This window comes from Pseudarthrobacter sp. NIBRBAC000502771 (assembly GCF_006517215.1).
Taxonomy (GTDB): domain Bacteria; phylum Actinomycetota; class Actinomycetes; order Actinomycetales; family Micrococcaceae; genus Arthrobacter; species Arthrobacter niigatensis.
This window is the reverse complement of record NZ_CP041187.1, coordinates 176,342-203,065: the sequence shown is the minus strand read 5'-3', so window position 1 is coordinate 203,065 and position 26,724 is coordinate 176,342. Positions and strand designations below refer to the sequence as shown.

Annotated in this window: 23 protein-coding genes; 14 read left to right on the top strand and 9 right to left on the bottom strand. The window is 67.0% G+C overall.

The genetic code is table 11. The features are described from left to right. Window positions 1–53: 53 nt before the first annotated feature. From gcvP to NIBR502771_RS00910, 3 genes are all read left to right on the top strand, one after another. Window positions 54–2,912 (top strand): aminomethyl-transferring glycine dehydrogenase, encoded by a 2,859-nt coding sequence (gcvP, locus tag NIBR502771_RS00920; protein ID WP_141158059.1) that lies wholly within the window; start codon window positions 54–56, stop codon window positions 2,910–2,912. Window positions 2,913–2,924: 12 nt separating this feature from the next. Next, complete coding sequence (gene gcvT / locus NIBR502771_RS00915; RefSeq protein WP_141158058.1) at window positions 2,925–4,073, top strand: glycine cleavage system aminomethyltransferase GcvT; 1,149 nt, start codon at window positions 2,925–2,927, stop codon at window positions 4,071–4,073. A gap of 284 nt (window positions 4,074–4,357) precedes the next feature. Beyond that, entirely contained in the window at window positions 4,358–5,788 is a 1,431-nt protein-coding gene (locus tag NIBR502771_RS00910) for an L-serine ammonia-lyase (protein ID WP_141158057.1), read from the top strand. Window positions 5,789–5,798: 10 nt separating this feature from the next. On the opposite strand, the gene NIBR502771_RS00905 is transcribed toward NIBR502771_RS00910, so the two are convergent. Continuing rightward, the gene (locus NIBR502771_RS00905) at window positions 5,799–6,344 is read right to left on the bottom strand and encodes a TspO/MBR family protein (protein ID WP_141158056.1); all 546 of its coding nucleotides are present in this window, start codon (window positions 6,342–6,344) and stop codon (window positions 5,799–5,801) included. 120 nt (window positions 6,345–6,464) lie between these two features. Between NIBR502771_RS00905 and NIBR502771_RS00900 the strand changes: the two genes are divergently transcribed. From NIBR502771_RS00900 to NIBR502771_RS00890, 3 genes are all read left to right on the top strand, one after another. Further along, the gene (locus NIBR502771_RS00900; RefSeq protein ID WP_141158055.1) at window positions 6,465–7,598 is read left to right on the top strand and encodes a peptidoglycan bridge formation glycyltransferase FemA/FemB family protein; all 1,134 of its coding nucleotides are present in this window, start codon (window positions 6,465–6,467) and stop codon (window positions 7,596–7,598) included. Between the two features lie 123 nt (window positions 7,599–7,721). Then, the gene (locus tag NIBR502771_RS00895; RefSeq protein ID WP_141158054.1) at window positions 7,722–9,038 is read left to right on the top strand and encodes a peptidoglycan bridge formation glycyltransferase FemA/FemB family protein; all 1,317 of its coding nucleotides are present in this window, start codon (window positions 7,722–7,724) and stop codon (window positions 9,036–9,038) included. Window positions 9,039–9,072: 34 nt separating this feature from the next. Continuing rightward, window positions 9,073–10,560: a threonine/serine exporter ThrE family protein gene (locus NIBR502771_RS00890; RefSeq protein WP_141158053.1), complete on the top strand. Its 1,488-nt coding sequence runs from the start codon at window positions 9,073–9,075 to the stop codon at window positions 10,558–10,560. Between the two features lie 6 nt (window positions 10,561–10,566). Here the strand turns inward: NIBR502771_RS00890 and NIBR502771_RS00885 are convergent, their stop codons facing one another. Both NIBR502771_RS00885 and NIBR502771_RS00880 read right to left on the bottom strand, forming a co-directional pair. Further along, window positions 10,567–11,406 carry a siderophore-interacting protein gene (locus NIBR502771_RS00885; RefSeq protein WP_141158052.1) on the bottom strand — a complete coding sequence of 280 codons (840 nt, stop codon included), beginning with the start codon at window positions 11,404–11,406 and terminating at the stop codon, window positions 10,567–10,569. A 13-nt stretch (window positions 11,407–11,419) separates the two neighbouring features. Further along, window positions 11,420–12,190, bottom strand: coding sequence for a uracil-DNA glycosylase (locus NIBR502771_RS00880; RefSeq protein ID WP_141158051.1), 771 nt, complete (start codon window positions 12,188–12,190; stop codon window positions 11,420–11,422). 134 nt (window positions 12,191–12,324) lie between these two features. Here NIBR502771_RS00880 and NIBR502771_RS00875 point away from each other — a divergent pair, with 134 nt between their 5' ends. From NIBR502771_RS00875 to NIBR502771_RS00850, 6 genes are all read left to right on the top strand, one after another. Continuing rightward, window positions 12,325–12,654 carry a DUF3263 domain-containing protein gene (locus NIBR502771_RS00875; protein ID WP_141158050.1) on the top strand — a complete coding sequence of 110 codons (330 nt, stop codon included), beginning with the start codon at window positions 12,325–12,327 and terminating at the stop codon, window positions 12,652–12,654. Window positions 12,655–12,706: 52 nt separating this feature from the next. Beyond that, on the top strand, window positions 12,707–13,345 hold the full coding sequence (locus NIBR502771_RS00870) for a LytR C-terminal domain-containing protein (RefSeq protein ID WP_141158049.1): 639 nt from the start codon (window positions 12,707–12,709) through the stop codon (window positions 13,343–13,345). Window positions 13,346–13,410: 65 nt separating this feature from the next. Further along, entirely contained in the window at window positions 13,411–13,617 is a 207-nt protein-coding gene (locus NIBR502771_RS00865; protein WP_141158048.1) for a cold-shock protein, read from the top strand. Between the two features lie 29 nt (window positions 13,618–13,646). Beyond that, window positions 13,647–14,885, top strand: a complete 1,239-nt coding sequence (locus NIBR502771_RS00860; RefSeq protein WP_246839769.1) for an ABC transporter substrate-binding protein — start codon at window positions 13,647–13,649, stop codon at window positions 14,883–14,885. A gap of 290 nt (window positions 14,886–15,175) precedes the next feature. Beyond that, window positions 15,176–16,810, top strand: coding sequence for a chaperonin GroEL (groL, locus tag NIBR502771_RS00855; RefSeq protein ID WP_141158046.1), 1,635 nt, complete (start codon window positions 15,176–15,178; stop codon window positions 16,808–16,810). A 168-nt stretch (window positions 16,811–16,978) separates the two neighbouring features. Next, window positions 16,979–17,989 carry a ribonuclease HI family protein gene (locus NIBR502771_RS00850; RefSeq protein WP_141158045.1) on the top strand — a complete coding sequence of 337 codons (1,011 nt, stop codon included), beginning with the start codon at window positions 16,979–16,981 and terminating at the stop codon, window positions 17,987–17,989. 8 nt (window positions 17,990–17,997) lie between these two features. Here the strand turns inward: NIBR502771_RS00850 and NIBR502771_RS00845 are convergent, their stop codons facing one another. The 4 genes from NIBR502771_RS00845 to NIBR502771_RS00830 form a co-directional block, all read right to left on the bottom strand. Further along, window positions 17,998–18,285: a WXG100 family type VII secretion target gene (locus NIBR502771_RS00845; RefSeq protein WP_141158044.1), complete on the bottom strand. Its 288-nt coding sequence runs from the start codon at window positions 18,283–18,285 to the stop codon at window positions 17,998–18,000. Window positions 18,286–18,389: 104 nt separating this feature from the next. Next, a complete protein-coding gene (locus tag NIBR502771_RS00840) occupies window positions 18,390–19,901 on the bottom strand; it encodes a cell wall metabolism sensor histidine kinase WalK (RefSeq protein ID WP_141158043.1) in 1,512 nt (503 codons plus the stop codon). A 2-nt stretch (window positions 19,902–19,903) separates the two neighbouring features. Further along, window positions 19,904–20,614: a response regulator transcription factor gene (locus tag NIBR502771_RS00835; protein ID WP_056331118.1), complete on the bottom strand. Its 711-nt coding sequence runs from the start codon at window positions 20,612–20,614 to the stop codon at window positions 19,904–19,906. A gap of 73 nt (window positions 20,615–20,687) precedes the next feature. Next, the gene (locus tag NIBR502771_RS00830; RefSeq protein ID WP_141158042.1) at window positions 20,688–21,188 is read right to left on the bottom strand and encodes a DUF427 domain-containing protein; all 501 of its coding nucleotides are present in this window, start codon (window positions 21,186–21,188) and stop codon (window positions 20,688–20,690) included. A gap of 243 nt (window positions 21,189–21,431) precedes the next feature. Here NIBR502771_RS00830 and NIBR502771_RS00825 point away from each other — a divergent pair, with 243 nt between their 5' ends. Next, complete coding sequence (locus tag NIBR502771_RS00825; protein ID WP_141158041.1) at window positions 21,432–21,689, top strand: hypothetical protein; 258 nt, start codon at window positions 21,432–21,434, stop codon at window positions 21,687–21,689. Window positions 21,690–21,694: 5 nt separating this feature from the next. Next, complete coding sequence (locus tag NIBR502771_RS00820; RefSeq protein WP_141158040.1) at window positions 21,695–22,564, top strand: FHA domain-containing protein; 870 nt, start codon at window positions 21,695–21,697, stop codon at window positions 22,562–22,564. Between the two features lie 21 nt (window positions 22,565–22,585). Here NIBR502771_RS00820 and NIBR502771_RS00815 read toward each other — a convergent pair whose 3' ends face one another. After that, on the bottom strand, window positions 22,586–24,232 hold the full coding sequence (locus NIBR502771_RS00815) for a DNA repair helicase XPB (protein ID WP_141158039.1): 1,647 nt from the start codon (window positions 24,230–24,232) through the stop codon (window positions 22,586–22,588). A gap of 11 nt (window positions 24,233–24,243) precedes the next feature. Continuing rightward, on the bottom strand, window positions 24,244–26,718 hold the full coding sequence (locus tag NIBR502771_RS00810; RefSeq protein WP_141158038.1) for a helicase-associated domain-containing protein: 2,475 nt from the start codon (window positions 26,716–26,718) through the stop codon (window positions 24,244–24,246). Window positions 26,719–26,724 lie beyond the last annotated feature (6 nt).

Genomic DNA, 26,724 nt, shown 5'->3' with positions numbered 1-26,724 from the left:
GACCCGAATAGCTGTGGCGTACCCTGCGCCGCCTGAATAAATGGAGTTCCTTCGTGTCGGTTACCCCAACCTCCACCACCTTCGTAGACCGCCACATTGGCGCACGCCGCCAGGACGACGCCGACACCATGCTCAAAGCCGTGGGCTACGGCACGGTCGATTCCCTGGTGGACACCGCCGTGCCCAAGGTCATCCGCCAGGACACGGCCCTCCGCCTGCAGGATGCCCTCAGTGAGGTTGAGGTGCTTGCTGAATTGCGCCGGCTGGCCGCCAAGAACAAGACCGCGGTCCAGATGATTGGCCAGGGCTACTACGACACCATCACCCCTGCCGTGATCCGCCGGAACATCCTCGAGGCCCCGGCCTGGTACACCGCCTACACCCCGTACCAGCCCGAAATTTCCCAGGGCCGGCTTGAGGCACTCCTGAACTTCCAGACCATGGTCCAGGACCTGGTGGGCCTGCCCATCGCCAACGCCTCCCTGCTGGATGAAGCCACCGCCGTGGCCGAAGCGGTGCTGCTCATGCGCCGCGCCAACAAGACCAAAGACGCCCACGACGGCAAGACCGTCCTGGACATTGACGTGCTGCCGCAGACCATTGCCATCGTCAAGGGCCGCGCCGAGGCGCTCGGCTTCGAGGTTGAGGTTGCCGACCTGTCCAAGGGCCTCCCTGAAGGTGCGATCAACGGGATCGTGCTCCAGCAGCCCGGCGCCTCAGGCCGGGTCTGGGATCAGTCCGCCACCATTGCGGCGGCGAAGGACCGCGGTGCGCTGGTTACCGTGGCCGCCGACCTGCTGGCCCTGACCCTGATAACGCCTCCCGGCGAGCAGGGCGCCGACATCGCCGTCGGCTCCACGCAGCGTTTCGGGGTGCCGCTGTTCTTCGGCGGGCCGCACGCCGCCTACATGGCCGTCCGCAAGGGCCTGGAGCGTTCCATGCCCGGCCGCCTGGTGGGCGTGTCCAAGGACGACGCAGGGATGCCCGCGTACCGCCTCGCGCTGCAGACGCGCGAGCAGCACATCCGCCGCGAAAAGGCCACGTCCAACATCTGCACCGCGCAGGCCCTCCTGGCCATCGTCTCCTCCATGTACGCCGTCTACCACGGCCCCGACGGGCTGAAGGCGATCGCGGAAACCGCCCACGGCCATGCACGAACACTGGCGGCCTCGCTGGCGGGTGCCGGTGTGGAGGTGCTGCACACGAGCTTTTTCGACACCCTGACGGTCCGGGTCCCGGGACGCGCTGCCGCGATTGTCGCCGCCGCCGAAGCACGCGGGATCAACCTGCGTCCCGTCGACGCCGACACCGTGGGCATTTCCCTGGATGAAACCACGACGCCGGCCATCGTCGCCGAGGTTGCCGACGTCTTTGGCGCCACCGTTGCCGGGATCCGCGGCGAGGGCCAGGGCTTTGTGCTGGAGGCCGCCGTGGAGCGTTCCTCCGACTACCTGCAGCACCCGGTCTTCAACACGTACCGGTCCGAAACCCAGCTCCTGCGCTACATCCGGAAGCTGTCGGACCGGGACCTCGCGCTGGACCGCACCATGATCCCGCTGGGCTCGTGCACCATGAAGCTGAACGCCACCGCCGAGATGGAAGCCATCTCCTGGCCGGAGTTTGCCTCCATCCACCCCTTCGCCCCGGACTCCCAGACCGAAGGCTGGCGCGAACTCATCGCGGACCTGGAAGCGGACCTGACCACGATCACCGGGTATGACCAGGTGTCCATCCAGCCCAACGCGGGCTCCCAGGGCGAACTGGCCGGGCTGCTGGCTATCCGCGGGTACCACCACTCCCGCGGCGAGCAGCAGCGCAACGTCTGCCTGATCCCGGCCTCGGCCCATGGCACCAACGCTGCCTCCGCCGTCCTGGCCGGCATGAAGGTCGTAGTGGTTGCCACCGCCGCGGACGGCACCATCAATCACGATGACCTGACGGCCAAGATCGAGGCGAACAAGGACGTCCTCTCGGCGATCATGATCACCTACCCGTCCACCCACGGCGTCTACGATGCGGACGTGACCGAGATCTGCGAGGCCGTCCATGCTGCCGGTGGCCAGGTCTACGTCGACGGCGCCAACCTGAACGCCCTGGTGGGCCTGGCCCAGCCGGGCAAGTTCGGCGGGGATGTGTCCCACCTGAACCTGCACAAGACCTTCTGCATCCCGCACGGCGGCGGGGGACCCGGCGTCGGGCCGGTCGCGGCGAAGGCCCACCTGGCACCGTTCATGCCCGGCGACGCGAACAAGGCAGCGCATGAGGAAGGCCACGGGGTAGCCATCTCGGCGTCCCGGTTCGGTTCGGCGGGTGTGCTGCCGATCTCCTGGGCCTACGTGAAGCTCATGGGCGGGGAAGGCCTGACTCAGGCCACCAAGTCCGCGCTGCTGGCGGCCAACTACGTCGCTGCCAGGCTGAACGACTACTTCCCGGTCCTCTACACCGGCGAAGGTGGCCTCGTGGCGCATGAATGCATCCTGGACCTGCGCGAACTCACAGCCAGGACCGGCGTCACCGCCGAGGATGTGGCCAAGCGGCTGATCGACTTCGGTTTCCACGCCCCCACCCTTTCGTTCCCCGTAGCGGGCACCCTGATGGTGGAGCCCACCGAGTCCGAGGACCTGGCCGAGATCGACCGCTTCATCGAGGCCATGATCACCATCCGCAGGGAGATCGACCAGGTGGCCAATGGCGACTTTGCCGTGGCGGATTCACCCTTGCGGCGCGCACCCCACACGGCAGCCGCCGTCGTCAGCTCCGACTGGGACCGTGCCTACCCGCGCGAGCAGGCCGCGTTCCCTGCCCACCACAAGCAGGACAAGTACTTCCCGCCGGTGGGCCGGATCGATGGCGCCGCCGGAGACCGGAACCTCATCTGCTCCTGCCCGCCGCTCGAAGAGTTCGAAAACTGAAGGACCGGCACCGTGACTGAGAAATACACCGCCCTTTACGACGAACACAAGAAGCTGGGCGCTTCCTTCACCGACTTCGGCGGCTGGCAGATGCCGCTCAAGTACAGCTCCGAACTGGCCGAGCACCACGCCGTCCGCAAAGCTGCGGGCCTGTTCGATCTCTCCCACATGGGCGAAGTCTGGGTCACCGGGCGGCAGGCTGCCGCCTTCCTCGACTTTGCCCTGGTGGGAAAGATCTCCGCCATGGCCGTGGGCAAGGCCAAGTACTCGCTGATCTGCAACGAGGACGGCGGCATCATCGACGACCTCATCACCTACCGCCGTCCCGCCGCTGAAGACGGCACCGACGTCTTCCTGGTGGTGCCCAACGCGGGTAACGCCGCAGTGGTGGCGGCAGCCCTTCAGGAACGCGCCGCAGGGTTTGACGTGCTGGTGGAGGACGCCTCGGCCCGTACATCGCTGATCGCGGTGCAGGGCCCCAAGGCCCAGGAACTCCTGTTGCGCCTGGTCCCGGCCGCACAACACTCCCTGGTGGTGGACCTGAAGTACTACGCCGCCGTGGAGGTTCCGTTCCTGGTGGGCGGGGCCGGCAAGGAACTCCTGCTCGCGCGCACCGGGTACACCGGTGAGGACGGGTTCGAGATCTTCGTGGCCAACGATGACGCCCCGGCACTGTGGCAGGCACTGGCCGCCATCGCCGACGACGGGGAACTGACCCCCGCCGGCCTCGCCTCCCGCGACTCCCTCCGCCTGGAAGCGGGGATGCCGCTGTACGGCAACGAACTGTCGCTGCAGGGTGACCCGTTCGCTGCCGGCCTGGGCCCCGTCGTCGCACTCTCCAAGGAGGGCGACTTCGTTGGCAAGGCCGCGCTGGCAGCAAAGAAGGAAGCCGGCGCCGGCAGCACCTCCGGCCGCCGCCTCGTGGGCCTCAAAGGCAAGGGCCGCCGCGCAGGCCGGGCCCACTACCCCGTACTCAAGGACGGGGACACAGTCGGTGAAGTCACCTCCGGCCAGCCATCGCCCACCCTCGGCTACCCGATCGCCATGGCCTACGTCCACGTCGATTACTCGGCACCCGGCACGGCCTTGGACATCGATCTCCGCGGCAAGGCAGAACCGTTCGAAGTGGTCGACCTCCCGTTCTATCGCCGCGCCAAGTAGCTTTTGGTGCCCCTCCGTGGTCACCTTCGCGACGGCGGACCGGACATTTTCACGCCTGCTGCTCCTTCGTCGCTTTGACGCAGGCTTTCGAAAAGTCCGGGTCCGCCGGCCCTTGTGCGCACCCCGCCTTGGTGACGTGCTTGCGGAGTGGGCGGGGCATCCGGCAGCGTGCGTCTAAGGGAGCGTCACGTCCGCTTAGCGGGCGTCTTCGCGACCGAGCACGCAGAGGATGTCCTGCTCCCTTCCCACCCAACCAAACACCTGCTTAGTTAGGAACCAATCGCATGGCCGTTGGAGTCTTTGATCTTTTTTCGATCGGGATTGGCCCGTCGTCTTCGCATACTGTGGGGCCGATGCGGGCTGCTGCTGTGTTCGCTGAGGAGTTGAAGGCCTCGGGGAAGCTGGCTGGGGTGGCGGGGTTGCGGGTGGATTTGTATGGGTCGTTGGCAGCGACGGGGCACGGGCATGGGACGATGACGGCGGTCCTGTTGGGCTTGGAGGGGTTCCATCCGGAGTTGATCCTGCCTGATGAGGTTGAGGAGCGGCTGGCCTCGATCGCGGAGACCGGGGTCCTGAACCTGGCCGGGTCGGTGGCGCTGCCGTATGGGGTGAAGGACATGGTGTTGCGGCCGTTGACGGTGCTGCCGCGGCACACGAACGGGATGACGTTCACGGTCACCGACGCGCAGGGTTCGGTGGTGCACGCGGCGACGTTCTTCTCGGTCGGTGGCGGGTTCATCGTCCGGGAGGGGGAGGAGGACGCGGCGCAGCAGGAACTGGACGCGTCCAAGGACGGGCTGCCGTTGCCGTTCCGGACCGCGGCGGAGTTATTGGCGCACTGCGCGGTGACCGGGCTGGGCATCGCCGACGTGATGTCTACGAACGAGTTGGCCTCCCGCTCGGGGGAGGAGATCCGTGCCGGGCTGCTGCACATCTGGTCCGTGATGGAGAACTGCGTGCAGACCTCGCTCAAACGCGAAGGGGTGCTGCCGGGCGGGTTGAAGGTCCGCCGCCGCGCCCCTGACTGGTACGAGCGGTTGAAGAAGGAAACCGCCCGCCCTGAAGACACCGGCCAGGACGGGCGGGACCACTACGACCCGCGGTATTGGCAGGAGTGGGTTAACTTGGTGGCGTTGGCCGTGAACGAGGAAAACGCCTCCGGCGGCCGGGTGGTCACCGCGCCCACGAACGGGGCGGCCGGGATCATCCCCGCGGTGTTGTTCTATGCCCTGCATTTCGCCCCGGGCATGGACCAGGCAACGCAGGCGGACCGGGATGATGTGGTGGTGCGGTTCCTGCTCGCTGCCGGCGCCGTGGGGGTGCTTTACAAGGAACAGGCCTCGATCTCCGGGGCCGAGGTCGGCTGCCAGGGCGAGGTCGGCTCCGCGTCCTCGATGGCCGCCGCGGGCCTGGCCGAAGTTATGGGCGGCACGCCCGCCCAGGTGGAGAACGCCGCGGAAATCGCGATGGAACACAACCTGGGCCTGACCTGTGACCCGATCGGGGGGCTGGTCCAGGTCCCCTGCATCGAACGGAACGCGATCGCCGCCGCGAAAGCCATCAACGCCGCGAAAATGGCGCTCTGGGGCGACGGCACCCACCGCGTCTCCCTCGACGAAGTCATCATCACCATGCGCGAAACCGGCAAGGACATGAGCGACAAATACAAGGAAACCGCCATGGGCGGCCTCGCCGTCAACGTCGTCGAATGCTGACCCAAGGTGCCTAGTTGTGGACGGCCGCCCACCAGTTGAGGCTGGCCGCGAACACCAGCCATGAGATGTAGGGCAGCAGGAGTAACCCTGCCATCCGGTTGATGGGACCGAAATGCAGCACCGTCACCGTAACGGCAGCAATCAGGGCCAGGATGATGGCCAGGCCCAGCCACAGCGCTGCCGTGCCAAGGGCAGGATAGAGGGCGAAGAACGCCGGGGTCCAGGCCAGGTTGAGGGCCAGTTGGATGCCGTAAACCACCATGGCCTGCCGTGTCCCATCGGCACGTTGGCGCCATACCAGCCACGCTGCAACGGCCATCGCCGCATAGAGGATGGTCCATACGGGGCCGAACACACCATTGGGCGGGGACCAGGGGGCCTTGTCCGCGGCGGCGTACCAGCCCGTGACGTTTGCCGCCGAGGCGAGTCCGCCCAGCGCCGCCACGAGAAGTGAGGCCAGCAGGAAACCGGCAAGCCCAGCCGTCTGCACGGCTGCGCTGTACGCCCGGCTTCCGCCTCCCGCGGCAGCCATGCCTTGTTCCCCATCCAGCTTCATACCCCAACCCTTGTTGACCCTGCTGAGCTCCGTCAAGGTGGCTCGCCACAACGGGGTGGTGTCGCTCCAGGGATGCTGAAGAAAAGCCGGAGCCGCCCGAGGCTTTAGACTTGAGGCTGCATGTCCGCACGCATCCAGAAGTACCGAAACCGCGCACAAACCCGATTGGACACGGCCCCCTTGCGAGAATTCACCGCACGTTTTGCCACAGCCGAGGAAATTGAGAACTGGGACAAGCACGTCACGGCCAACCCGAACGGCGGCAACATGCTGCAATCGGCCGCCTACGCATCGGTCAAGAACGGAAGTGGCTGGAAAGTCCGGTTCCTGGTGCTGGAAGGCGGAGGGAGCTCCAGCTACAACCTGGTCCTGGAAAAGAGCTTTCCCGTCCTAGGCCGGCTCTGGTACCTCATTAAGGGCCCTGACCTGGCAGGGGAAGCGGACCTGGGACCTGCCCTCGAAGCGTGCGCCCGGTTGGTCCGCGGCAGGAGGCTGAACGTCTTCACCATCAAGGTGGAACCGGACATCATCGACTCCGACGACGCGCGGCGGGAACTCGCAGCGGCCAACCTGGCCAAGGCCCCCAACATCCAGTCCAACGACTCCACCGCCCTGCTGGACATCTCCGGCACGGAAGAGGAAGTGTTCAAGGCCGTCTCCTCCCGCGCCCGGAACGCCATCCGGCGTGCAGAGCGTGAGGGCTGCCAGGTGGTCCGGCAGGAGCATGGGCCGGAAACCTACCGGACGTTGTACGACCTGATGGCCAATACCGTCAGCGCAAAGGGATCCATGCCGCTCCGCAGCTACGACTACTACGCCCGGTTCTGGGACGAGTTCTGCAACCGCGGCCAGGGCAACTTCTTCTTCACCTACGAGGACGGAAAACCCAGCGTCGGCGCCTTCGTGATCAACTACGGTGCCAAGGCTACCTACAAGGATGGCGGCTCCATCCAGAACCGCAAGCAATACGGGGATTCGCACCTGGTGCAGTGGACTGCCATTAAACGGATGCAGGAACTCGGCTGCACGGAATACGACTTCTGTGGAACCCCGCCGGCTGCGCGCATCAAGGACAAGACCCACAACCTCTACGGCATGGGGATGTTCAAGACCAGCTTCACCAAGACCGTCACCGACTTTGTGGGCTGCCACGACTACGTCCTGTCCCCACTCCGGCACCGGCTGTGGGTCAACGGAGGAGAAAAGGTGTTCCGCCGGATCGAAACCGCACGCACCGGCCAGCAGTTCTACTGACCAGCCCCCACCACGCGCCAACACCCAGGCACCCGCCGGGCCGCACCCCTGTGCAGCCTGCCCCGAATACCGTCCGCCCCGTGAGCCCCCCGGGCCGCGAAGAGTCGAGAAGAAGGTCACCCCTTGAACACAGTTTCCGCCGCTACCGGGCTTCAGTACGCCAACCTCAGCGACGCCGACTTCGAGGCCTTCACCCTGAAGCACCCGCAGAACAGTTTCCTGCAGTCCATCGACTTTGCCCGCTTCCAGCGCGCCCGTGGACAGCAGGTGGAACTCTTCGGAGTCCGGCGCGACGGCGAACTTGTCGCCGCCGGAAAGCTCAACTTCACCACCACCCGGCTGGGATACACCGTCTGCGAATGCGCCAAGGGCCCCCTCATGGACTACACGGACCGCGAACTGGTGGGCGCCGTCGTCGGGCTCCTCCGCAAGCATGCGGCCGGCCGCAAAGCCGCTGAGCTGCGGATCTCTCCCAACATCCGGTACATCGCCCGGGACGCCGACGGCGCGGAGCAGCCGGACGTCGAAGACAACCGGCCGCTGGTGGCAGACCTGGAGCGACTGGGCTTCCAGCACCAGGGCCTGGACATGAACTTCGTCAACGTCAACTGGATGTTCATCAAGAACCTGGTAGGGATCCAGGACGCCGAAGAACTGATCATGGGCACCAGCTACCGGACGCGGAAAGCCATCCGCAAGGCGGAGAAGAACGGCGTCTTCCTCGAACAGGCCACCCTGGAAACCCTCGAAGATTTCTACGGCGCACTGAGCCGCGCCGGCGACGAAAAGGGCTTCGTGTACCGCGAACGCGCCTACTACGAGAACCTGCTCCGCACCACCTCCGCGGAATTCACCAAGCTGATGATGGCCAAGATCGACATCCCGGCCTACCGCAAGTCCATTACCGAACGCCTGGCCGCGGAGTCAGCCACGGCAGCCGAACTCCGCCGCGAGGTTGAGGAGACAGGCAGCAAGAAGAAGGCCAACCGGCTCAAGGTGGTCCAGGACCTGGTGGACAGCTACGAGCGGAGCCTGAAGGACATCGAGCGGTTCCCCGACTCGGTCGGAACGGCAACCGTGGCAGCCATCCATTTTGTTTGCTACGGCGACGAGGTGGTGTGCGTCATCGGAGGCACCGTCCAGGACTACATCTACTTCAACGGCGCAACCTCCCTCTACTGGGGAATGATGCTGCACGCCCTGGAGAAGGGCTACCCGCGCTACAACTTCTATGGCACGTTCGGCATCTCCGGGCAGGACGAGGAAGGCCACGGCGGCTACGAGTTCAAGAAGGGCTTCGGCGGTGAGGTGGTCCAGCTGGTGGGCGACTTCGTCCTGCCGGTGCGTCCGGCCATCTTCCATGCCAACAAGCTCGCCAGGTCCGCCGCGGCGGCCGCCCGCACACTGCTGGGCAAACTGCCGCTGAAGCGCGCATCCTGACAGTCCATCAACCGCGCACAGGGAGGAACCGGGCATGACCAACCGGCCCGAACGGCCCGGGTCCAGGCCGACAACTGACGGCCTGCCCAAGACTGAACCGCTGACCCCTGCGCAGCTCCGGCAGGATGCTGCGGCCAAACGGATGCTGCGCCGCCTGGTCCAGGGCGAGAACCCTCCCACGGCTCCGTTAAGCATTGTGGACCGGCTGGCGGGCAGCCCGTACGCCAACCCCACCATCCAGGTGGGCGGCGTGGACACCTCAGCGCGCAAGACCTTGGACTTTGCCTTGCACCTGGCGGAAACCATGTTCCGTTACGGCGCCGGAGCCCTCGAAGTCGAAACCAGCATCATCGCGGTCACGGCCGCCCTGGGGCTGAAGAATATCGAGGTTGACATCACCAACCAGTCCGTCGGCATCAACTACGCGCCCAAGGACCAGACACCCATCGCCCTGCTGCGCGTGGTGAGGTCATGGACCAACAACTACGCGGGCCTGGCAAAGGTGCACCAGCTGGTCACCGACATCGTCGCCGGCGGCGTGGGCCGTGACGAGGCGATCCGCAGGCTCAACGAGGCCATCACCAGTCCCAAGCCGTACCCCCGGTGGATGGTTACCGTGGCGTTCGGCATCTTCGCGGCGGTGTTCGTGGGAGTGCTGGGCGGCGGCCCGGTGTCATCGGCGATCGCGTTCGCGGCAAATATCGGAATCAGCCTGCTGGCCCGGCAGTTGGGACGCTGGCGGGTCCCGGACTTCTTCATCACCGCCAGCTGCTCCTTTGTGGTCACCATCCTGGCGCTGCTGTTGTGGCAGCTGGGGCTCACCACGTCACCGTCAATTGTGGTGGTGGGCGGCATCCTGCTGCTCCTGCCCACCGGCCGCCTGGTGTCCTCCGTGCAGGACGCCATCAACGGCTTCCCCGTAACCGCGGCGGGCCGGTTCCTGTCCACCCTCCTGACCTTCGGCGCCATCGTGGCAGGAATCGCCGTTGCCTTCGTCGTGGGGGAGCTCACCGGCCTGCAGCGCATCGACGTCACCCAGACCTTCCCGCCCGCCTACGACCTCTGGGTCCTCATTCTCTTCGTGGCTGCAGCGGTGATGGCCATCGGCATCACGGAACAGACCACCTGGAAGCTGCTGCTGCCCACGGCGGCCGTTGGCGTCGCCGGTTACCTGGTGCTGCTCGGCTGCGGAGTGTTGGGTATCGGCGACCGGTTCTCACCTGCCATCGCCGCCGTCGTCATTGGCCTGCTCGCCCGGGTGGTGGCACTGCGCATGGGGGCACCGCAGCTGGTAGTGGCGGTGCCCGCGGCACTGATCCTGCTGCCTGGCCTCACAATATTTCGGTCAATGTACGTGCTCACCGTTGAGGAATCCGAGGTCCTGGCGGGCGCCGGCGGGATGCTCAGTGCCGGTGCCATCGTGCTGGGCACGGCAGGGGGCATCGTCCTGGGCGACGTGCTGGCCCGCCCCCTGACCCGCAGCCTTGCCAGCAACGAGCGGCGCCGGGCGCGCCGCCGCTAGCAAAACCTAGATCTGGCCGACCGGAAGTTTCTTTTCAGCCTGGAACACGTCCTCCACCCGGCCCTGCGCCCAGTAACCGGAGAGGGACACCTGGCCGCGTTCGAGGCCGCGCTGCTTGAACAGGACCTCCCGCAGCGCCTTCATGTAGCCGCGTTCGCCGTGCGCAAAGACGTCCACCATGCCGCTGGGCCATTCGGCGTCCGCCACGGCCTTGACCAGCAGGTCGCTGGAACCGGCCGGGGTGCCGTTGCGGGGCAGCCAGGTCACCTGCAGACCCGCAGGCGCCGAAAGGGGCTGGATGTCGGCTTCGGAGCCCACCTCCAGGAAGGCAAGGCCGGTTGCCCCTGCCGGGAGGGCCTCGATGCTGGCGGCGATGGCGGGCAGGGCCGCTTCGTCACCGGCAAAGAGATACCAGTCGGCCCCGGGATTGGGATTGTACGCACCGCCCGGGCCGGTGAACGTCAGGGTCTCGCCCGGCTGGGCCTTGGCCGCCCAAGGACCGGCGAGCCCTTCGTCGCCGTGGACCACGAAGTCGATGGCCAGTTCCCGGGTTTCCGGGTCCACCCAGCGGACCGTATAGGTGCGGGTGAAGGGCCACTGGTCGCGCGGCATGGTTTCCCGGACAACCTCCAGGTCCAACGGGGAGGGGTACTGCACGTCCGGCTGCGGGAAAATGATCTTCACGTACCGGTCAACGAACCCGTTGTTGATGAAGTCGCCGAAACCCTCTCCGCCGGCCACGATCCGGACCATGTGCGGGGACAGCTGCTCCTTGCGCAGTACGGTGAGGTTGACCTGCGGACGGCTCTTCTTGGTTGCGCTGGTGGCGGCGGGGACAGTGCTCATAGGGCAAGCCTAGCTAGGGCAGCGGCGGGAGTTCCCAGGTTACGCCAGATGCCCCTTGTTCCCGGAGCAGTTGGTTCACCCGGCTGAACGGCCTCGAGCCAAAAAACCCGCGGGATGCGGACAGGGGACTGGGGTGGGCGCTGGCGACGGCCGGGGCGCCGGCAAGCAGCGGCCGGACCCCCTCAGCTTCCTTGCCCCACAAGAGGGCCACCAAGGGCAACCCCGTCCCGTCCGGGGCTTTCCGTGCGGCCAGCGCCGTGACTGCCGCCGTCGTAATTTCCTCCCAGCCCTTCCCGCGGTGGGAGCCGGCCGCACCGGCCCTGACGGTCAGGACCCGGTTCAGGAGCAGCACGCCCTGCTGCGTCCACGCCGAAAGGTCGCCATGGACGCGCGGGGGAATGCCCAGATCCGATTCCAGCTCCCGGTAGATGTTTACCAGGCTGCGGGGGAGGGGGCGGGGGCGGGAGTCGACGGAAAATGACAGGCCGACGGCGTGTCCAGGCGTGGGGTAGGGGTCCTGGCCCACGATGAGGACCTTCACGCCGGCCAGCGGCTGGCGGAAAGCGCGCAGGACGTTCGACGGCGGCGGCAGCAGTTGGTGCCCGGCCGCCTCCTCGCCTGCCAGGAAGGCCAGCACCTTCCGCAGCTGGGCTTCCACGCCCTGCAGTGCCGCGGCCCAGTCCGGGGCCATGAGCTCTGCCAGCGGCAGCTCGGCCAGGCTGGCGAAGCTGAGCGTGTCCGCCGGGTCCTGCTGGAGCTCAAACAGCGCATCCGATTCAACCATCGTTCCATTGTCGCAGGGACCCTGTGGAGACCAGGCACCGTGCGGCGGCAGCCCGGGCCGCCGAATGACACTGCTGTTATTCGGCGGCTAGCATAGGGGTAAGACATTGACCGTAACCAGCGAAGGAGTGCGCCGTGGCGGAACCGGCCCGGGAACACCTGCCGGAGCAGGATCCGCAGAAGTCCCTCCTGGCGGATTTCATCCTCCGCGAGTCCTCCCTGTCGGAGCGCGAACAACAGATGCTGGCGCTGGAACGGCAGTGGTGGAAGTACGCGGGAGCCAAGGAACAGGCCATTCGCGAGCTCTTTGACCTCTCCGCAACCCACTACTACCAGCTCCTCAACGCACTGATCGACCGCGAGGACGCCGTGGCCCACGATCCCATGCTGGTCAAGAGATTGCGTAGACTACGTACGTCGCGCCACCGTGCACGTACTGCCCGGCGCCTGGGATCCGACGCTTAGAGACGCCCCAGGCCGGGACAACAGCCGCAATCAACAAGGATGTCCTTCCACCATGACCAGATACGCCCGCGATGAATTCGACAAGGTCCCCGAGGCCGCGTCGCGACAAGGTGTCCACCGGACGGCTTCGGCCCCGTCCCGGGTACGGCTTTGGCCCATCCTGGCGGTGGGAATGGCAGCCCTTGCCATTGGGCTGGTGTCCTTCCTGATCCTTCCCAAACTCGGCTTCAACGCCAACGCGAGCCAGGCATCGGCAAGCGTGGAGTCAGCTCCGCTCGCCGGCACCGGATCCACGCCCACGGCCACGCAGGCTGCCGGCTCCGCCGGCACGGGGACACCGACGCCGTCCCCCTCTGCCGGGCCAACCCAGGTCAGCGAGCCAGCGCCCACGTCGTCGGCCACCCAGCAGGCCGTGGTCGACAGGACGCAGGCAGTGGCTGTCTACAACGCCGCCGGCACGGCCGGGCTGGCCAGCCGGGTGGGCGGCACGGTCCAGGCCGACGGCTGGCGGCTCGGCCCGGTGGGCAACTGGTCCGGCGCCCCGCAAAAGTCCTCCGTGATTTTCTATGCCGGCCCCCAGCAACTGGCCAGTGCCCAGGAACTCGCCGGGCTGTTGAATATCCCCACCGTTGTGAGCAGTACCGAGTTCCAGGTACCACTCGTCGTGGTCCTTGGCCCGGGTTACCGGTAGCCGCACCCCGTCCAGTTACGCCGGTCTGGTCTCCACCCGGCCCCCGATGGAAAGAGTTGTTGATCATGGCACTGGGAACCGTCAAATGGTTCAACGCTGAAAAGGGCTACGGCTTCATCACCGTTGACGGTTCCGGTGATGACATTTTTGTCCACTGGTCCGCCATCCAGGGGGAGGGGTACCGCGCCCTGGCCGAAGGCCAGCGGGTCCAGCTCGATGTCGGCGAGGGCGAAAAAGGTCCGCAGGCGGAAAACGTCCGGCACGCGCAGTGATGCCCGCATTGCGTCCCGGAGCCCGAGCCATGCCGGTACTCGCGCTGTCACTGGGAGCCGTCCTTTCGCTGGGTGCATGCGCCGGCACCGGCGGCAACGCCAGGGTGGAACCGGCCGAGGCTTCCGGCGACGGTGTGCTCCGGGTGGGCGTCATCCTGGACAACTCCGGTGACAACGCCTTCCTCAACGCCCCGCAACTGGCTGCCGCCAGGCTTGCCATCCAGGACATCAACGCCGCCGGCGGACATAAAGGCCGGCCAGTGGAGCTCCTTCCGGTGCACCCGGACCAGGACACGGCGAAGCAGGCAAGCGACGCAGCGGCGGCCAAAGCGGACGTGGTGATCGGGCCCACCGACTCCAGCCACGCCCCGGCAGCAGCGGACATCCTGTCCCGCGCACACATCCCCCTGATCTCGCCGGCCAATACCGCTGCCGGTCTTACCGGGCTGGCGAGCGGAGGCTACTACTTCAGGACCGCAGCAGCCGACGTCGCGCAAGGACCCGTGCTGGCCAAACTTGCCAAGGACGCCGGCGCCGCCACGATCAGCGTGCTGTACCAGGAAGGCTCCTACGGCAAGGACCTCTCCGGAGCAGTCTCGGAGGCAGCCAAAGGGGCCGGACTCACGGTCCTGCCGGGCGCCCGTTTCAAAGCCGGTGCTGCCGCCGAGGCCGCCCGCTCCGCGTCCAAGGCCAAGCCGGACGCCGTCGTCGTGATTGCCCGCGAGGGTGCACGGGACGCCCTGGTGGAGCTGAACAGTGCAGGCGTTGCCGGCTCCCGGATCATCCTCAGCGACGGCGCGTTTGCCCGCTACGGGTCCGGGCTCGCACCCGGGACACTCGAAGGTGCCCGCGCCGTCGTGCCCGGGCAGCTGCCCGGCGCTGCGTTCCAGGCGAAACTGCTGGCCGTTGACCCGGCACTCAAGGATGTCTCCTTCGCCGCTGAAACTTACGACGCCGTCACACTGGCGGCCCTGGCCGCGGCCCGTGCACAGGATGACGCCGGCCGCTCCATTGCCGCGAACCTGGTCCCGGTCTCCGGGGGAACGGCTTCCTCCGGTGCCGGCGCGCCGGCCGCCCCCTGCCTGAGCTACAAGGAGTGCCTCGGTGGTCTCGCAGGCAGCCCGGACATCAATTACGACGGCGAATCGGGCCCGGTTGCCTTCGATTCCAATGGGGACATCACCTCGGCCGCTTTCTCCGTGTACACCTTCGGGGCCGACAACAACCCCTCTCTGTCCGGCCGGGAGACGGCGGGCCACTCCGGCTGATCGCCCTGGGCGAAGCGGACCCTGCCTGCGGGGCGTTACGCGTCTTTTCGCTTGCACTCTCACCTGGGGAGTGCTAATTATTGACTTAGCACTCTGACGTACCGACTGCTAAAGCAACGCCTGGTTCCGGCCGGCAGCGCACGGCACCGGTCGACGAGCGAAAGAAACACCTCACTTCAGTGAGATCCCCGCCCGGAGGCATACAGAGGCCCCCGGCAAAGGATCGTCCGTCGCGGGCACTGCAGCGAAGGTTCATTCTTAACGACTGTCCCGAAAGGACTATTGCCGTTATGGCCAAGATCATTGCATTTGATGAAGAGGCACGCCGCGGCCTTGAGCGTGGCCTGAACACCCTCGCCGACGCCGTTAAGGTCACCCTCGGCCCGCGTGGACGCAACGTCGTCCTCGAAAAGAAGTGGGGCGCCCCCACGATCACCAACGATGGTGTCTCCATCGCCAAGGAGATCGAGCTGGACGATCCTTACGAGAAGATCGGCGCCGAGCTGGTCAAGGAAGTTGCCAAGAAGACCGACGACGTTGCCGGTGACGGCACCACCACGGCAACCGTCCTGGCCCAGGCCCTGGTTAAGGAAGGCCTGCGCAACGTTGCTGCCGGCGCCGACCCGCTGTCCCTCAAGCGCGGCATCGAGAAGGCCGTTGACGCCGTCACCGCCGAACTGCTGAACTCCGCCAAGGAAATCGAAACCAAGGAAGAGATCGCGGCCACCGCCTCCATCTCCGCCGGTGACGACGAGATCGGTGCCCTCATCGCCGAAGCCCTGGACAAGGTGGGCAAGGAAGGCGTCATCACGGTCGAGGAATCCAACACCTTCGGCCTGGAGCTGGAACTCACCGAAGGCATGCGCTTCGACAAGGGCTACATCTCCGCCTACTTCGTCACCGACGCTGAGCGCCAGGAAACGGTCCTCGAGGATCCGTACATCCTGATCGTCAACTCCAAGATCTCCAACGTCAAGGAACTGGTTGCTGTCCTGGAGAAGGTCATGCAGTCCAACAAGCCGCTGCTGATCATTGCCGAGGACATCGAGGGCGAGGCCCTGGCCACCCTGATCGTGAACAAGATCCGCGGCACCTTCAAGTCCGTCGCCGTCAAGGCTCCGGGCTTCGGCGACCGCCGCAAGGCCCAGCTCGCCGACATCGCCGTCCTCACCGGCGGCCAGGTCATCTCCGAGGAAGTTGGCCTCAAGCTGGAGACTGCCGGCCTGGAGCTCCTGGGCCAGGCCCGTAAGGTAGTTGTCACCAAGGACGAGACCACCATCGTCGAAGGTGCCGGCGACGCCGACCAGATCGCCGGCCGCGTTTCCCAGATCCGCGCCGAGATCGAGAACTCCGACTCCGACTACGACCGCGAGAAGCTGCAGGAGCGCCTGGCCAAGCTGGCCGGCGGCGTTGCAGTCATCAAGGCCGGAGCCGCAACCGAGGTTGAGCTCAAGGAGCGCAAGCACCGCATCGAAGACGCAGTGCGCAACGCCAAGGCTGCCGTTGAGGAAGGTATCGTCGCCGGTGGCGGCGTGGCCCTGATCCAGGCCGGCGCCAAGGCATTCGCCAACCTGCAGCTCTCCGGCGACGAAGCAACCGGCGCCAACATCGTCCGCGTTGCCATCGACGCGCCGCTGAAGCAGATCGCCTTCAACGCCGGCCTCGAGCCGGGCGTTGTGGTCGACAAGGTCCGCGGCCTGCCCGCCGGCCACGGCCTGAACGCAGCAACCGGCGAGTACGTCGACCTGCTGGCTGCCGGCGTCAATGACCCCGTCAAGGTGACCCGCTCTGCCCTGCAGAACGCGGCCTCCATTGCCGGCCTGTTCCTCACCACCGAAGCAGTGGTTGCTGACAAGCCGGAGAAGGCTGCAGCACCCGCCGGTGGCGACGACATGGGCGGCATGGGCGGCATGGGCGGCTTCTAAGCCTCCCGGCCGGGACCTGCCCGCCAAACCGCAAAGTGCGGCCCCCTCTTCGGAGGGGGCCGCACTTTCCGTTATGGCGGGGATCCTGTTGCGGCCGGAACCGCATCCGGTGGACACCCCGCTGCGGAGGCAGGGCCGGGTGTCGGCCGCTTCTGGCAGGATGGACCAGTGACGATTACTGCAGCGGCTGATGGTTCGGCCTTGGGAAACCCCGGCCCGGCCGGCTGGGCCTGGTATGTGAATGACGATTGCTGGCGTGCCGGCGGCTGGCCCCACGGGACCAACAACCAGGGGGAGCTGATGGCTGTCCTTGACCTCCTGCGCGCTACCGCGCACCTGCCGGGGGAAGACCTCCGCATCCTCTGCGACAGCCAGTACGTGATCAATTCCATTACCAAGTGGATGCCGGGATGGAAGCGCAAAGGATGGCGCAAAGCCGATGGCAAACCCGTCCTCAATGTGGAACTGCTGAAGGAACTCGACCGCGAACTGGCCGGACGCACCTACACGTTCGAATGGGTCAAGGGCCACGCCGGGCACGACCTCAATGAAGCTGCCGATGAACGGGCCAGGGCCGCGGCCACGGCGTACCAGCAGGGAGTGGCGGCACGGTCCGGCCCCGGGTTCCCCGGCGGCCATCACCCGGGGGCCTCCGAGCGCCCGGCGGCGGCCCAGGCGGCGCGAGGCGCAGGCTCCCCGCCGGCAACGCTGGATATCCCGGCCGCGGCGCCGGCCCGTTCCACGGCGCCGGTGTCTTCCTACGAGGAACCCGACCTGTTCAGTGAACTGGACAATGAAGCCCTCGAAGTGGCCGAAGCAACCCAACAGGCGGGCTCCATACCGCCGGAAGCGCTGGTGGAGGAGCTCGAACGTGAGCTTCTGGGCCCGCTGGTGCGCGGGGACATCGGGCGGACCGCCGTCCTCCTACACCCGGACTTCATGGAAATCGGCAGTTCGGGAAGGGTGTGGACCCGGGATGCCATGATGATGGCACTGGAAGAGGACCCGGGGGAACGGACCGACATTGAAATCCTGGGTGCTGACTGTATCGGCACCAGCGCGGTCCTGCTGACGTACCGAAACTTTGCGCGTACCGGCACGACGCTCCGCAGCTCACTGTGGGTCCTGGACGGGGAACGGTGGCGGCTGCGGTTCCACCAGGGAACCCCGGAGGCCTGACCGGCAGGTCAGCTGAACCGCTGGGCGTTTCCCTGTTCGGCCTGGGCATAGGTGGCAGCGGCAGAGGAAAGAGCGGCGTTGATGGATGCCAGCGAGGCCTCCACCCGGCCCTGGGTGATGGTCCACTCAGTGACGAGCGCCTGGAAGTTTGTGGCTGCGGAACCCCGCCATGAACCCTGCAGCTCGTCCAGGCCGCGCTTCATGGCGTGGACGTCGGCGCTGATCCGGTCCACGGTGGCCTGCACGTTGGCGGACTTTAGCTGCAGCAGGTCTGTGTCGACGGAAATGATGCTCATGGCTGTGCCTCTCGGATACAGCGGGGCTGCCCCCGCGCCCGGCGGTTCCGGGCTGCTGGGACGAGCCTATGGAGCCGTGGCAGGCGTGGGCCACGGCCGGCAGGCTATATGTGGATAACCGATCCGTCGCCGCCCCTGGAAGCGGGAATGCTGCCATCCGCTTCTTCCCGGCCGTCTCCTCCGGCATCGCGGGGTGCGTCTTCGCGCCGCGGCAGGCTGACCACCAGGGTGGCGCCGCCGCCGTCGGTCTTTTCCACCCGCACCGTCCCCCCGTGGGAGCCCACGATTGCCGCCACGATGGCGAGGCCCAGGCCGCTGCCGCCGGTCTCCCGGGTGCGGGACGTGTCAGCCCGGTAGAAGCGTTCGAAGACCTTGGCTGCGTCCTCTTCCGAAATACCGGGCCCATGGTCACGTACTTCAATCACGGACCGTTCGCCGCCGCCTGTTCCCCGGACACCGACGGCAAGCTCGATCGGAGTGCCCTCAGGGGTGTAGCGCAGCGCGTTGCCCACGAGGTTTCCCACCACCTGGCGCAGCTTGGCCTCATCACCCAGGACGGGGGCCGGTCCCGCCGGCCCGCCGTCGAGCCCGGTCAGCGAGATCACCCTGGAGCGGTCGCTTGCCTGGGTGTCCACTACGGCATCGTGCGCAATCAGTTGCAGGTCCACCGGCTTTTGCTGCAGCGGGCGCTGCTCGTCGAGCCGGGCCAGCAGGAGCAGGTCCTCCACCATGGACCCCATGCGCTTGGCTTCGCTTTCGATCCGGCCCATGGCGGTGGCCACGTCCTCGTCCGTGGCCAGGGCGCCGTGGCGGTACAGCTCGGAGAACCCACGGATGGTCACCAGCGGGGTACGCAGCTCGTGGGACGCGTCCGCGGCGAAGCGGCGCATCCGTGCCTCCGAGGCAGTCCGGGCCGCGAACGCGGTTTCAATATGCGCAAGCATGGCGTTCAGTGAGCTGCTCAGGCGGCCCAGTTCGGTGGTGGGGTTTTCCACTTCCACGCGCCGGGAGAGGTCCCCGGCGGCAATGGCGGCCGCCGTCTTCTCCACCCTGGCCAGCGGCCGGAAGGACCGGGACACAGTCCAGCTGGCAATGAGCGAGGCCAGCAGCAACGTCAGCAGGCCCACTCCGGTGACCACCAGGGTGGCATGCTTGAGGACGTCGTCAACACTCTCCAGGGGCAGGCCGATGACCACCACGGCCATGGTCTGGCCGTTCTGGACCGTCACCGCCACTACGCGCCAATTTTCCCCGTCCGTCCCGCGGACCTGGAAGGGAGTCTGCCCGCGCGCCTGGGCCTGCTCCACCGTGAACGCATTGATGTCCGGGTGGTAGTCAGGATCCCCCCCGAAGGTGTACGGCTGCTCGCCCGGGGCGAAGAGCATCAGCGAGTAGTCGGTGGGTATGGAGCTGGGTGCCTGCAGCTGGGTGAAGGAGCGCTGTTTCCGGGCGGAGTCCACGGCGGCGTTCAGTTTGTCATCCACCTGGCCCTGGAGGTAGCTGTGCAACAGCGTCAGGGTGACCGCACCGGTCACCGTCAGGGCCACGATCAGCAGGGCCATGATCATGGCCACCAGCTGCGACCTGAGGGAGGCCGACTTCCACCGCTTCAGCAAGGTCAGCGCTTTTCAGCCGTCCGCAGGACGTAGCCCACGCCGCGCTTGGTCTGGATCAGGGCGGGCGCCTCCGGGTCGATGTCCACTTTCCGCCGCAGGTAGGAGATGTAGGACTCCACGATGGACGCGTCGCCGTTGAAGTTGTACTCCCAGACGTGGTCCAGGATCTGCGACTTGGACAGGACCCGGTTGGGGTTGAGCATGAGGTAGCGCAGCAGCTTGAACTCGGTGGGGGACAGTTCGATGACCGTTCCGCCGCGCCGCACCTCGTGGGCGTCGTCGTCGAGCTCCAGGTCGTCCACCCGGATCACGGCGTCGTCGTCCAGCAGGGGCTGGGTGCGGCGGAGCACGGCCCGGATCCTGGCCACCACTTCGTCCAGGCTGAAGGGTTTGGTGACGTAGTCGTCACCGCCAACGGTCAGGCCGGTGACCTTGTCCTCGGTGTCGTCCTTGGCGGTCAGGAAGAGAACAGGGAAGTGCTTGCCGGAGGCGCGGAGCCGGCGGGTCACGGTGAAGCCGTCCATGTCGGGGAGCATGACATCCAGCACGGCCAGGTCAGGGGCGTGGGTATCGGCAGCGGCGAGGGCATCGCGGCCGTTGGCGGCGGAGACCACTTCAAAACCGGCAAACCGCAGCGACGTGGAGAGGAGCTCGCGGATGTTGGGTTCATCATCAACGACGAGCAGCCGGGCTTCTGGACCGTTCTTGTTCATGTTCCCATCATGCTCTCAGTCTCTGGGAGTTGTCTGGATATTCGTTGTGAGCATGGTGATGGTGGGCTTGCGGTTACCAGTCCATGGTCCCCGGTTCGCCCTTGAATGGGCCCACCACCTTGCTGGTGATCCAGCCGCCGTAGAAGCGGCCCGGTTGCGCCTGGACCCGCTCCCCATCCACCTCGCAGTAATCCATCCGGCCGGGGTAGACGGCCACCCGGTCGGCGAGGGCCTCGAAACCGGACGCCGGCTCAGGGTAGGACCAGGCGGCGCTCTCCGCTTCCTTTCCGCCGCCGCGCACGGTGAGGTACTTTGCCGAGCCCTTGAACTCGCAGAAGCTGCTGCCCGACGCGGGCTCCAGCGCGCCCTCGGCGAATGCTGACCTGGGAACGTAGTACACCGGCGGGTGGCTGGTCTCAAGGACCCGCAGGGAATCGGTGGTGTCCAGGATCAGCTCCCCGCCCAGGACGATGCGTACCCGTTCGCTGCTGCGTTCGATCCGGGGCGGGCGGGGGTAGTCCCACACCGACTCCTGCCCGGGCCCGGGGACGGCCGGAACGATTCTCGTTGTCATGGTTCCAGTGTGCATCCGCGTGCGGCGTTCCGCATCCGGGAACCCAATCGGCGTCGAGAACGTTCCGGTTCCCGCATCTTCCCCAGCCCCTGGTGCGGGAATACAGTGATCCTTGCCGGACGGTCAAGCCCGGCACCAGCGCTCCACAGGACCACCGGCAGCTGCTCCCTGCCGCCCCGGTGGCTCATGCCAATAGAGATAGTTATCCGATAGCTCCTGGCCCATCGAAGGGGATTGACCATCATGACTGATCTGAGTGCCACTGAAAAGCCCGCTGCCAGCGAACGCAGCATTCGGGACTGGGCGGACCTTGCCGAGGAGATGTGGTCCTATCTCACCGGCAAAGGCGCGGCCATCAATTACCAGTTCGTTGACATGACCGTTGAAGTTCCGCGTGACATCGGACCGGACGCACCGCGCGCCACCTGGAAACTCAACGGAAGCCTGCGCGTCACCACCAGCGACCGGGACGCGGCAGGATCGGACTCGAACCGCGGTTGACGGAGATGACGGAGAACCGCCTGGACATCGATCTGGACTTCTCGTACACGGATGAGTCCGGGGCGGTCACCAATGGGCGTGCCACGGCTGCCGGTACGGAAGTTACCGTGTCCCTGGACCGCCTGGCGCCACTTGCCGGTGCCGGACTGCCGCCCCTGGAGGAGATCAGGCCGCTGGCGGACCTGCTGGCCCGCAAGGGGGTCAGCGTCACGGTGGCAGGTCCAGACGGAAACATTGTCAGCCTGGGCAAGGTGGATGCACCGGCATCACAGCGGTTGGTGACGCGCTCGCCGCATATCAAGCTGGGCAACCTCGGCTCCCTGCTTCCGCTGCTCCGGCAGGGCAGGCGGCGGCCCAGGGGCGTGCCCCTGCTGCCCCCGTCCACGCCGTTGCCGTTGGTCCCCACTGTCCAGCGGAAGATCATCCGGCGCATCACTACCACCCACTACGCCAGGGGCGGCGGCCGGCCACGGCTGATCTTTGTCCAGGATGCCGCCACCTGGACCGGCCAGATCCCCCGGGAAGTTGCCCTCCCGGAGGACGTCACCACGATTGGCAGCGGGCCAGGATCAGATATCCAGCTGGAGGGCCTGGAAGCACTCCACGCCGAGATCAGGCACGACGGGCAGGATGAATACGTCCTGGTGCCGCACGGACCGGTCAGCGGCAGTGTGTCCAGGACCGGACCCTCGGTGCTGCGGACCGGAGCGAGGATCCAGATGGGGCAGTGGTGCCTGGCTTTCTTCCGGGAGGAATTTGCCGATCACGGCCGCCCCTACGGTGGCAGGAGCGGCGGTGAGCTGGCATACGAACGTCCGCAGCTCGATCCCCGGACGGGAACCATGGAACGGGACAGCTCCGAGGGCGTGCGGTGATTGGGGGGTGCACGTTGCGGACTACTCCGCGGCGTGCACGTCCTTGGCATCCATGATCCGGTAGGCGTAACCCTGCTCGGCAAGGAACCGTTGGCGCTTGGCAGCAAACTCCTGGTCCAGGGTGTCCCGGGCCACCAGGGAGTAGAAGCGGGCGGCGCGGCCGTCCTTCTTGGGCCGCAGCAGCCGGCCCAGCCGCTGTGCTTCCTCCTGCCGGGAACCGAAGGAGCCGGAAACCTGGATGGCCACGGAGGCCTCCGGCAGGTCGATGGAGAAGTTAGCCACCTTGGACACCACCAGGGTCTGCAGTTCCCCGGAGCGGAACGCGTCAAAGAGCTTCTGCCGGACCTTCACCGGGGTATCGCCCTTGATGACGGGTGCCTCCAGGCGCTCGCCGAGCTCGTCAAGCTGGTCGATGTATTGGCCGATGACCAGCAACTGCTCTCCGGCGTGCCGCGCCACCAGCTGTTCCACCACCAGCGTTTTGGACTCGGACGTGGCGCAGAGCCGGTACTTGTCCGCGTCGTCGGCCATTGCATAGGCAACCCGCTCATCCTTGGGCAGGTCCACACGGACCTCCACGCAGTCTGCCGGTGCGATATAGCCCTGCGACTCGATGTCCTTCCACGGCGCGTCGTAGCGCTTGGGCCCGATGAGGCTGAAGACCTCGCCCTCGCGCCCATCCTCCCGGACCAGCGTCGCGGTGAGCCCAAGGCGCCGCCGGGCCTGCAGGTCTGCGGTCATCCGGAAGATCGGCGCCGGCAGGAGGTGGACCTCGTCGTAGATGATCAGTCCCCAGTCGTGTCCGTCGACGAGTTCCAGGTGCGGGTAGATGCCGCCCCGCTTGGTGGTGAGCACCTGGTAGGTGGCGATGGTCACCGGCCGCACTTCCTTGAGCGCGCCCGAGTATTCACCCACCTCCTCCTCGGTGAGGGAGGTGCGCCGGAGCAGTTCGTCCTTCCACTGCCGGGCCGCCACGGTGTTGGTGACCAGGATCAGCGTGGTGGTGGATCCGGTGGCCATCGCAGCGGCTCCCACCAGGGTCTTGCCCGCGCCGCAGGGAAGTACCACCACGCCGCTGCCGCCTGCCCAGAAGTTCTCGCTGGCCAGGCGCTGGTAGGGGCGGAGCTCCCAACCGTCCTGGTTGAGGGAAATAAGGTGCGGGGTGCCATCCACGTAGCCGGCAAGGTCTTCCGCAGGCCAGCCGATCTTCAGCAGCAGCTGCTTGAGCTGGCCGCGCTGGGAGGCGTGCACCACCACCGTCTCACCGTCGATCCTGGGCCCCAGCAGCGGTGCGATTTTCTTGGCACGGATTACTTCCTCCAGGACCGGGTAGTCATCCGTCCGCATGACCAGGCCGTGGCGGGGATCCTTTTCGAGGCGCAGCCGGCCGTACCGGGACATGGTTTCCTCGACGTCGATCAGCAGGGAATGCGGGACCGGGAAGCGTGAATACTTCAGGAGGGCGTCCAGCACCTTTTCCGCGTCCAGCCCGGCGGCGCGCGCGTTCCAGAGCCCCAACGGGGTCAGCCGGTAGCTGTGCATGTGCTCGGGTGCCCGTTCCAGCTCGGCGAAAGGCGCGATGGCATGCCGGGCCTCGGTGGCCAGTTCGTGGTCCACCTCGAGGAGGATGGTCTTGTCGCTTTGGACGATCAGGGGTCCGTCGGTCACGCGGGAATCCTTTACTGGCGCAGTTCCTCTGCGGCCTCAATGTCGATGATGCGGTGCACGGACAGGACCCGCTCTGTGTCCTTCACGGGATCGAACACCCGGACCCTGCCCCCGCTCACAGAGAGCGGAACAACGATTTCCAAGCTGGCATTCCCCAGGCTGTCCACCACGTTCATGTGGATCCGCTGCTTCAACCGGATGGCCCTCTGCAACGCCTCAAGCCCCAGCTGGGTGGCCGCCTCGCTGCCGGCAGCGGTGCCGGAAAGATGTCCGACGCCGGGGCCCGCCTTCCGCAGGACCGCCAGTTGGGCTTCAACGTCCTCCGCCGGGGGCGCCATCCGGGGTGCGGTATAGACCGGGCGCGCGCTTTCCTGCCCCGGGGCGGCACGGCGCGGGTGGGCGGCTTCGGCGCCGTCAACGGACGGGGACAGGCCCAGGCTCCGGAGGGCGGCGGCGAGTTCGCGCGGCGGCGACGACGACGTCAGGACGGTCGGCGACAGCCTGGCCAGGCCCAGCTGGGCGGCCTTGGGTCCGGCCAGCAGCTCGCGCAGGGCTGCTTCGTCATCGCTTTGGATGAAGCTGGCAGCCTGGCCCACGCGGAGCCTGCCGTGCCGGGAGGCCGTATCCTCCACGAGGTACTCCAGGGGCTGGGGTACCGCCGTCGCGGAGTGCTCGCGCAGGAAGCGCAGCAGGCCTGCGGCGTCGTATCCGTGGTCCAGAGCCCGTTTGACGGAGGCCGCGGAAAACCGGTAGATCGTGGCCGGGCCCTGCCCCTCGGCGTCGGCCATGGCCAGGAGTTTTTCGGCCAGCGCGGGAGTGAGGTAGCCGGGCGCAACCGCCGTGAGGTCAGCCTGCAGGAGCACATGGTTGAGGGCCGCCGGCAGGTGTTCACCAAGGATGGCGAGGGCGGCATCCGGGTTGTCTTCGGCGAAAGCGCTCCCCAACTGGCTCAGCGCCCCGGAACCCACCAGGCCCAGCAGCTCCGCTTCGGCCAGCACGCCGCGGATCAGCGAGCTGAAACGCCTGGCCATCCGCGGCTGCGACCACTCCGCGCGCTGCAGGACAGCGGCGGCGTCCAGCACCGGCGCGGTACCGTCGGACGCGGACACCTCCTGGGTGAGCTCATGCAGGATCTCCAGGATCCGCTTGCGGACCACCGGAGCGTCAGGCCGCTGCGCTCCGGCGGCCAGTGCGGCGATGGTGGTTCCGGCCGCGGACCGGCCGGCCGCTGCGCCAGGGGCTGAGTTCACGGGCTGGCCCACCATGGACGGCACGCGTTCGCTGGCCAGCCAGGCGTTCACCAGCCACAGCCATTGTTCCTGCCGGGGAAGGACCAGCCATTCCAGTTCCGGCGGCTGCACCCACGATGAGGAGTCGACGTCGAGGCGGATCAGGCCGGCCAGCCCGCACAGCTCCAGGAGCAGGCCGGCCGCGCTTTGGTCTGTCCGCAGGTGTTCGGCCACGCGGCGCACTTCACGGACGCCCACGCCGCCACTGCGCAGTGTGGCAAGCGGCTGTTCCCGGACGGCATGCAGCAGCTCGGAGACCAGCCGCAGGGTTTCGGAGATGGCGCTCAGGGCCGCGTTCCTGCGCAGCGCCGCCGTGGTCCGGCCAAGCTCCGGGACCGGCGGCGACAGAGTGAAGTCATTGATGATTGCCCCGCCGCGCAAAGCCAGTCCTACGCTGTGGGGCAGTTCCACATGGGCGGCGTCCAGCGGAACCAGCAGCCCGCGGGCAAGGAGCCAGTCAACAGGCCCGACGTCGGCCCCCTCCGTCGTGACCGACGCTTTCCGCTGTGCCTGGGGGACGGCACCCATGGCCCAGTTCCGGAACCTGGCGAGCAGCGCCGTCGTCCGTTCCGGTGCGCCGGCGAGGATGTCCTGCAGGGCCTCCGGTGAGGACGTCCAGTGCTGAAGGGCCAGGGCTGCTTCCATGGGCGTGGTGGCATCGTGGATCGCGAAGCCGCTGCGGTGCAGTTCTGAGACCAGTTGCACCGCCCGCTGGGCGAAGGCCGGTTGCAGGCGAACCAGTTCGGTATAGCTGCGCCCCAGGCCGGCGGGATAAATTCCCACCACATCCTTGAGCGAGCCCACGGGGAGGTAGTACGGCTGGCTGGCCGCAGGGGGCGGCGTGCCGTGCGGGGGAGCGGCGGGGTGCACCAGGCCGAGCTCCTGCAGGCCGGCCAAAATTTCGTCGACAGTGGCCAGTGTGGAACCGTGGATCAGTTTGTGCACGGCCTCCCCTGAGGCGCTGTGCCCGGTATCGGTGTTGGTGCACAGGTGCAGGGTCTCCAGTACCTGCATGTGAGGCCGGTTGAGCCGCTCCAGGGCGCGCTGGACGCTGACCCGGGAACTTGCGCGGGCAGCCAGCGCGGCGAAGTCAGGAACCGAAGGGGTGATGAGGTCCGGCCGCGCGGCGAACAACGCCCGCAACGAATCGTCGCTGCGTGCCTCCAGGTCCTTGCCAAGCGCGCGAATGAGGGACATCAGTCC

Coding starts and splice junctions, on each gene's coding strand:
- NIBR502771_RS00910 (WP_141158057.1), top strand. CDS start 4,358: ATGGCCGTTGGAGTCTTTGATCTTTTTTCGATCGGGATTGGCCCGTCG.
- NIBR502771_RS00905 (WP_141158056.1), bottom strand. CDS start 6,344: ATGAAGCTGGATGGGGAACAAGGCATGGCTGCCGCGGGAGGCGGAAGC.
- NIBR502771_RS00900 (WP_141158055.1), top strand. CDS start 6,465: ATGTCCGCACGCATCCAGAAGTACCGAAACCGCGCACAAACCCGATTG.
- NIBR502771_RS00890 (WP_141158053.1), top strand. CDS start 9,073: ATGACCAACCGGCCCGAACGGCCCGGGTCCAGGCCGACAACTGACGGC.
- NIBR502771_RS00885 (WP_141158052.1), bottom strand. CDS start 11,406: ATGAGCACTGTCCCCGCCGCCACCAGCGCAACCAAGAAGAGCCGTCCG.
- NIBR502771_RS00880 (WP_141158051.1), bottom strand. CDS start 12,190: ATGGTTGAATCGGATGCGCTGTTTGAGCTCCAGCAGGACCCGGCGGAC.
- NIBR502771_RS00870 (WP_141158049.1), top strand. CDS start 12,707: ATGACCAGATACGCCCGCGATGAATTCGACAAGGTCCCCGAGGCCGCG.
- NIBR502771_RS00865 (WP_141158048.1), top strand. CDS start 13,411: ATGGCACTGGGAACCGTCAAATGGTTCAACGCTGAAAAGGGCTACGGC.
- NIBR502771_RS00860 (WP_246839769.1), top strand. CDS start 13,647: ATGCCGGTACTCGCGCTGTCACTGGGAGCCGTCCTTTCGCTGGGTGCA.
- groL (WP_141158046.1), top strand. CDS start 15,176: ATGGCCAAGATCATTGCATTTGATGAAGAGGCACGCCGCGGCCTTGAG.
- NIBR502771_RS00845 (WP_141158044.1), bottom strand. CDS start 18,285: ATGAGCATCATTTCCGTCGACACAGACCTGCTGCAGCTAAAGTCCGCC.
- NIBR502771_RS00835 (WP_056331118.1), bottom strand. CDS start 20,614: ATGAACAAGAACGGTCCAGAAGCCCGGCTGCTCGTCGTTGATGATGAA.
- NIBR502771_RS00830 (WP_141158042.1), bottom strand. CDS start 21,188: ATGACAACGAGAATCGTTCCGGCCGTCCCCGGGCCCGGGCAGGAGTCG.
- NIBR502771_RS00825 (WP_141158041.1), top strand. CDS start 21,432: ATGACTGATCTGAGTGCCACTGAAAAGCCCGCTGCCAGCGAACGCAGC.
- NIBR502771_RS00820 (WP_141158040.1), top strand. CDS start 21,695: ATGACGGAGAACCGCCTGGACATCGATCTGGACTTCTCGTACACGGAT.
- NIBR502771_RS00810 (WP_141158038.1), bottom strand. CDS start 26,718: ATGTCCCTCATTCGCGCGCTTGGCAAGGACCTGGAGGCACGCAGCGAC.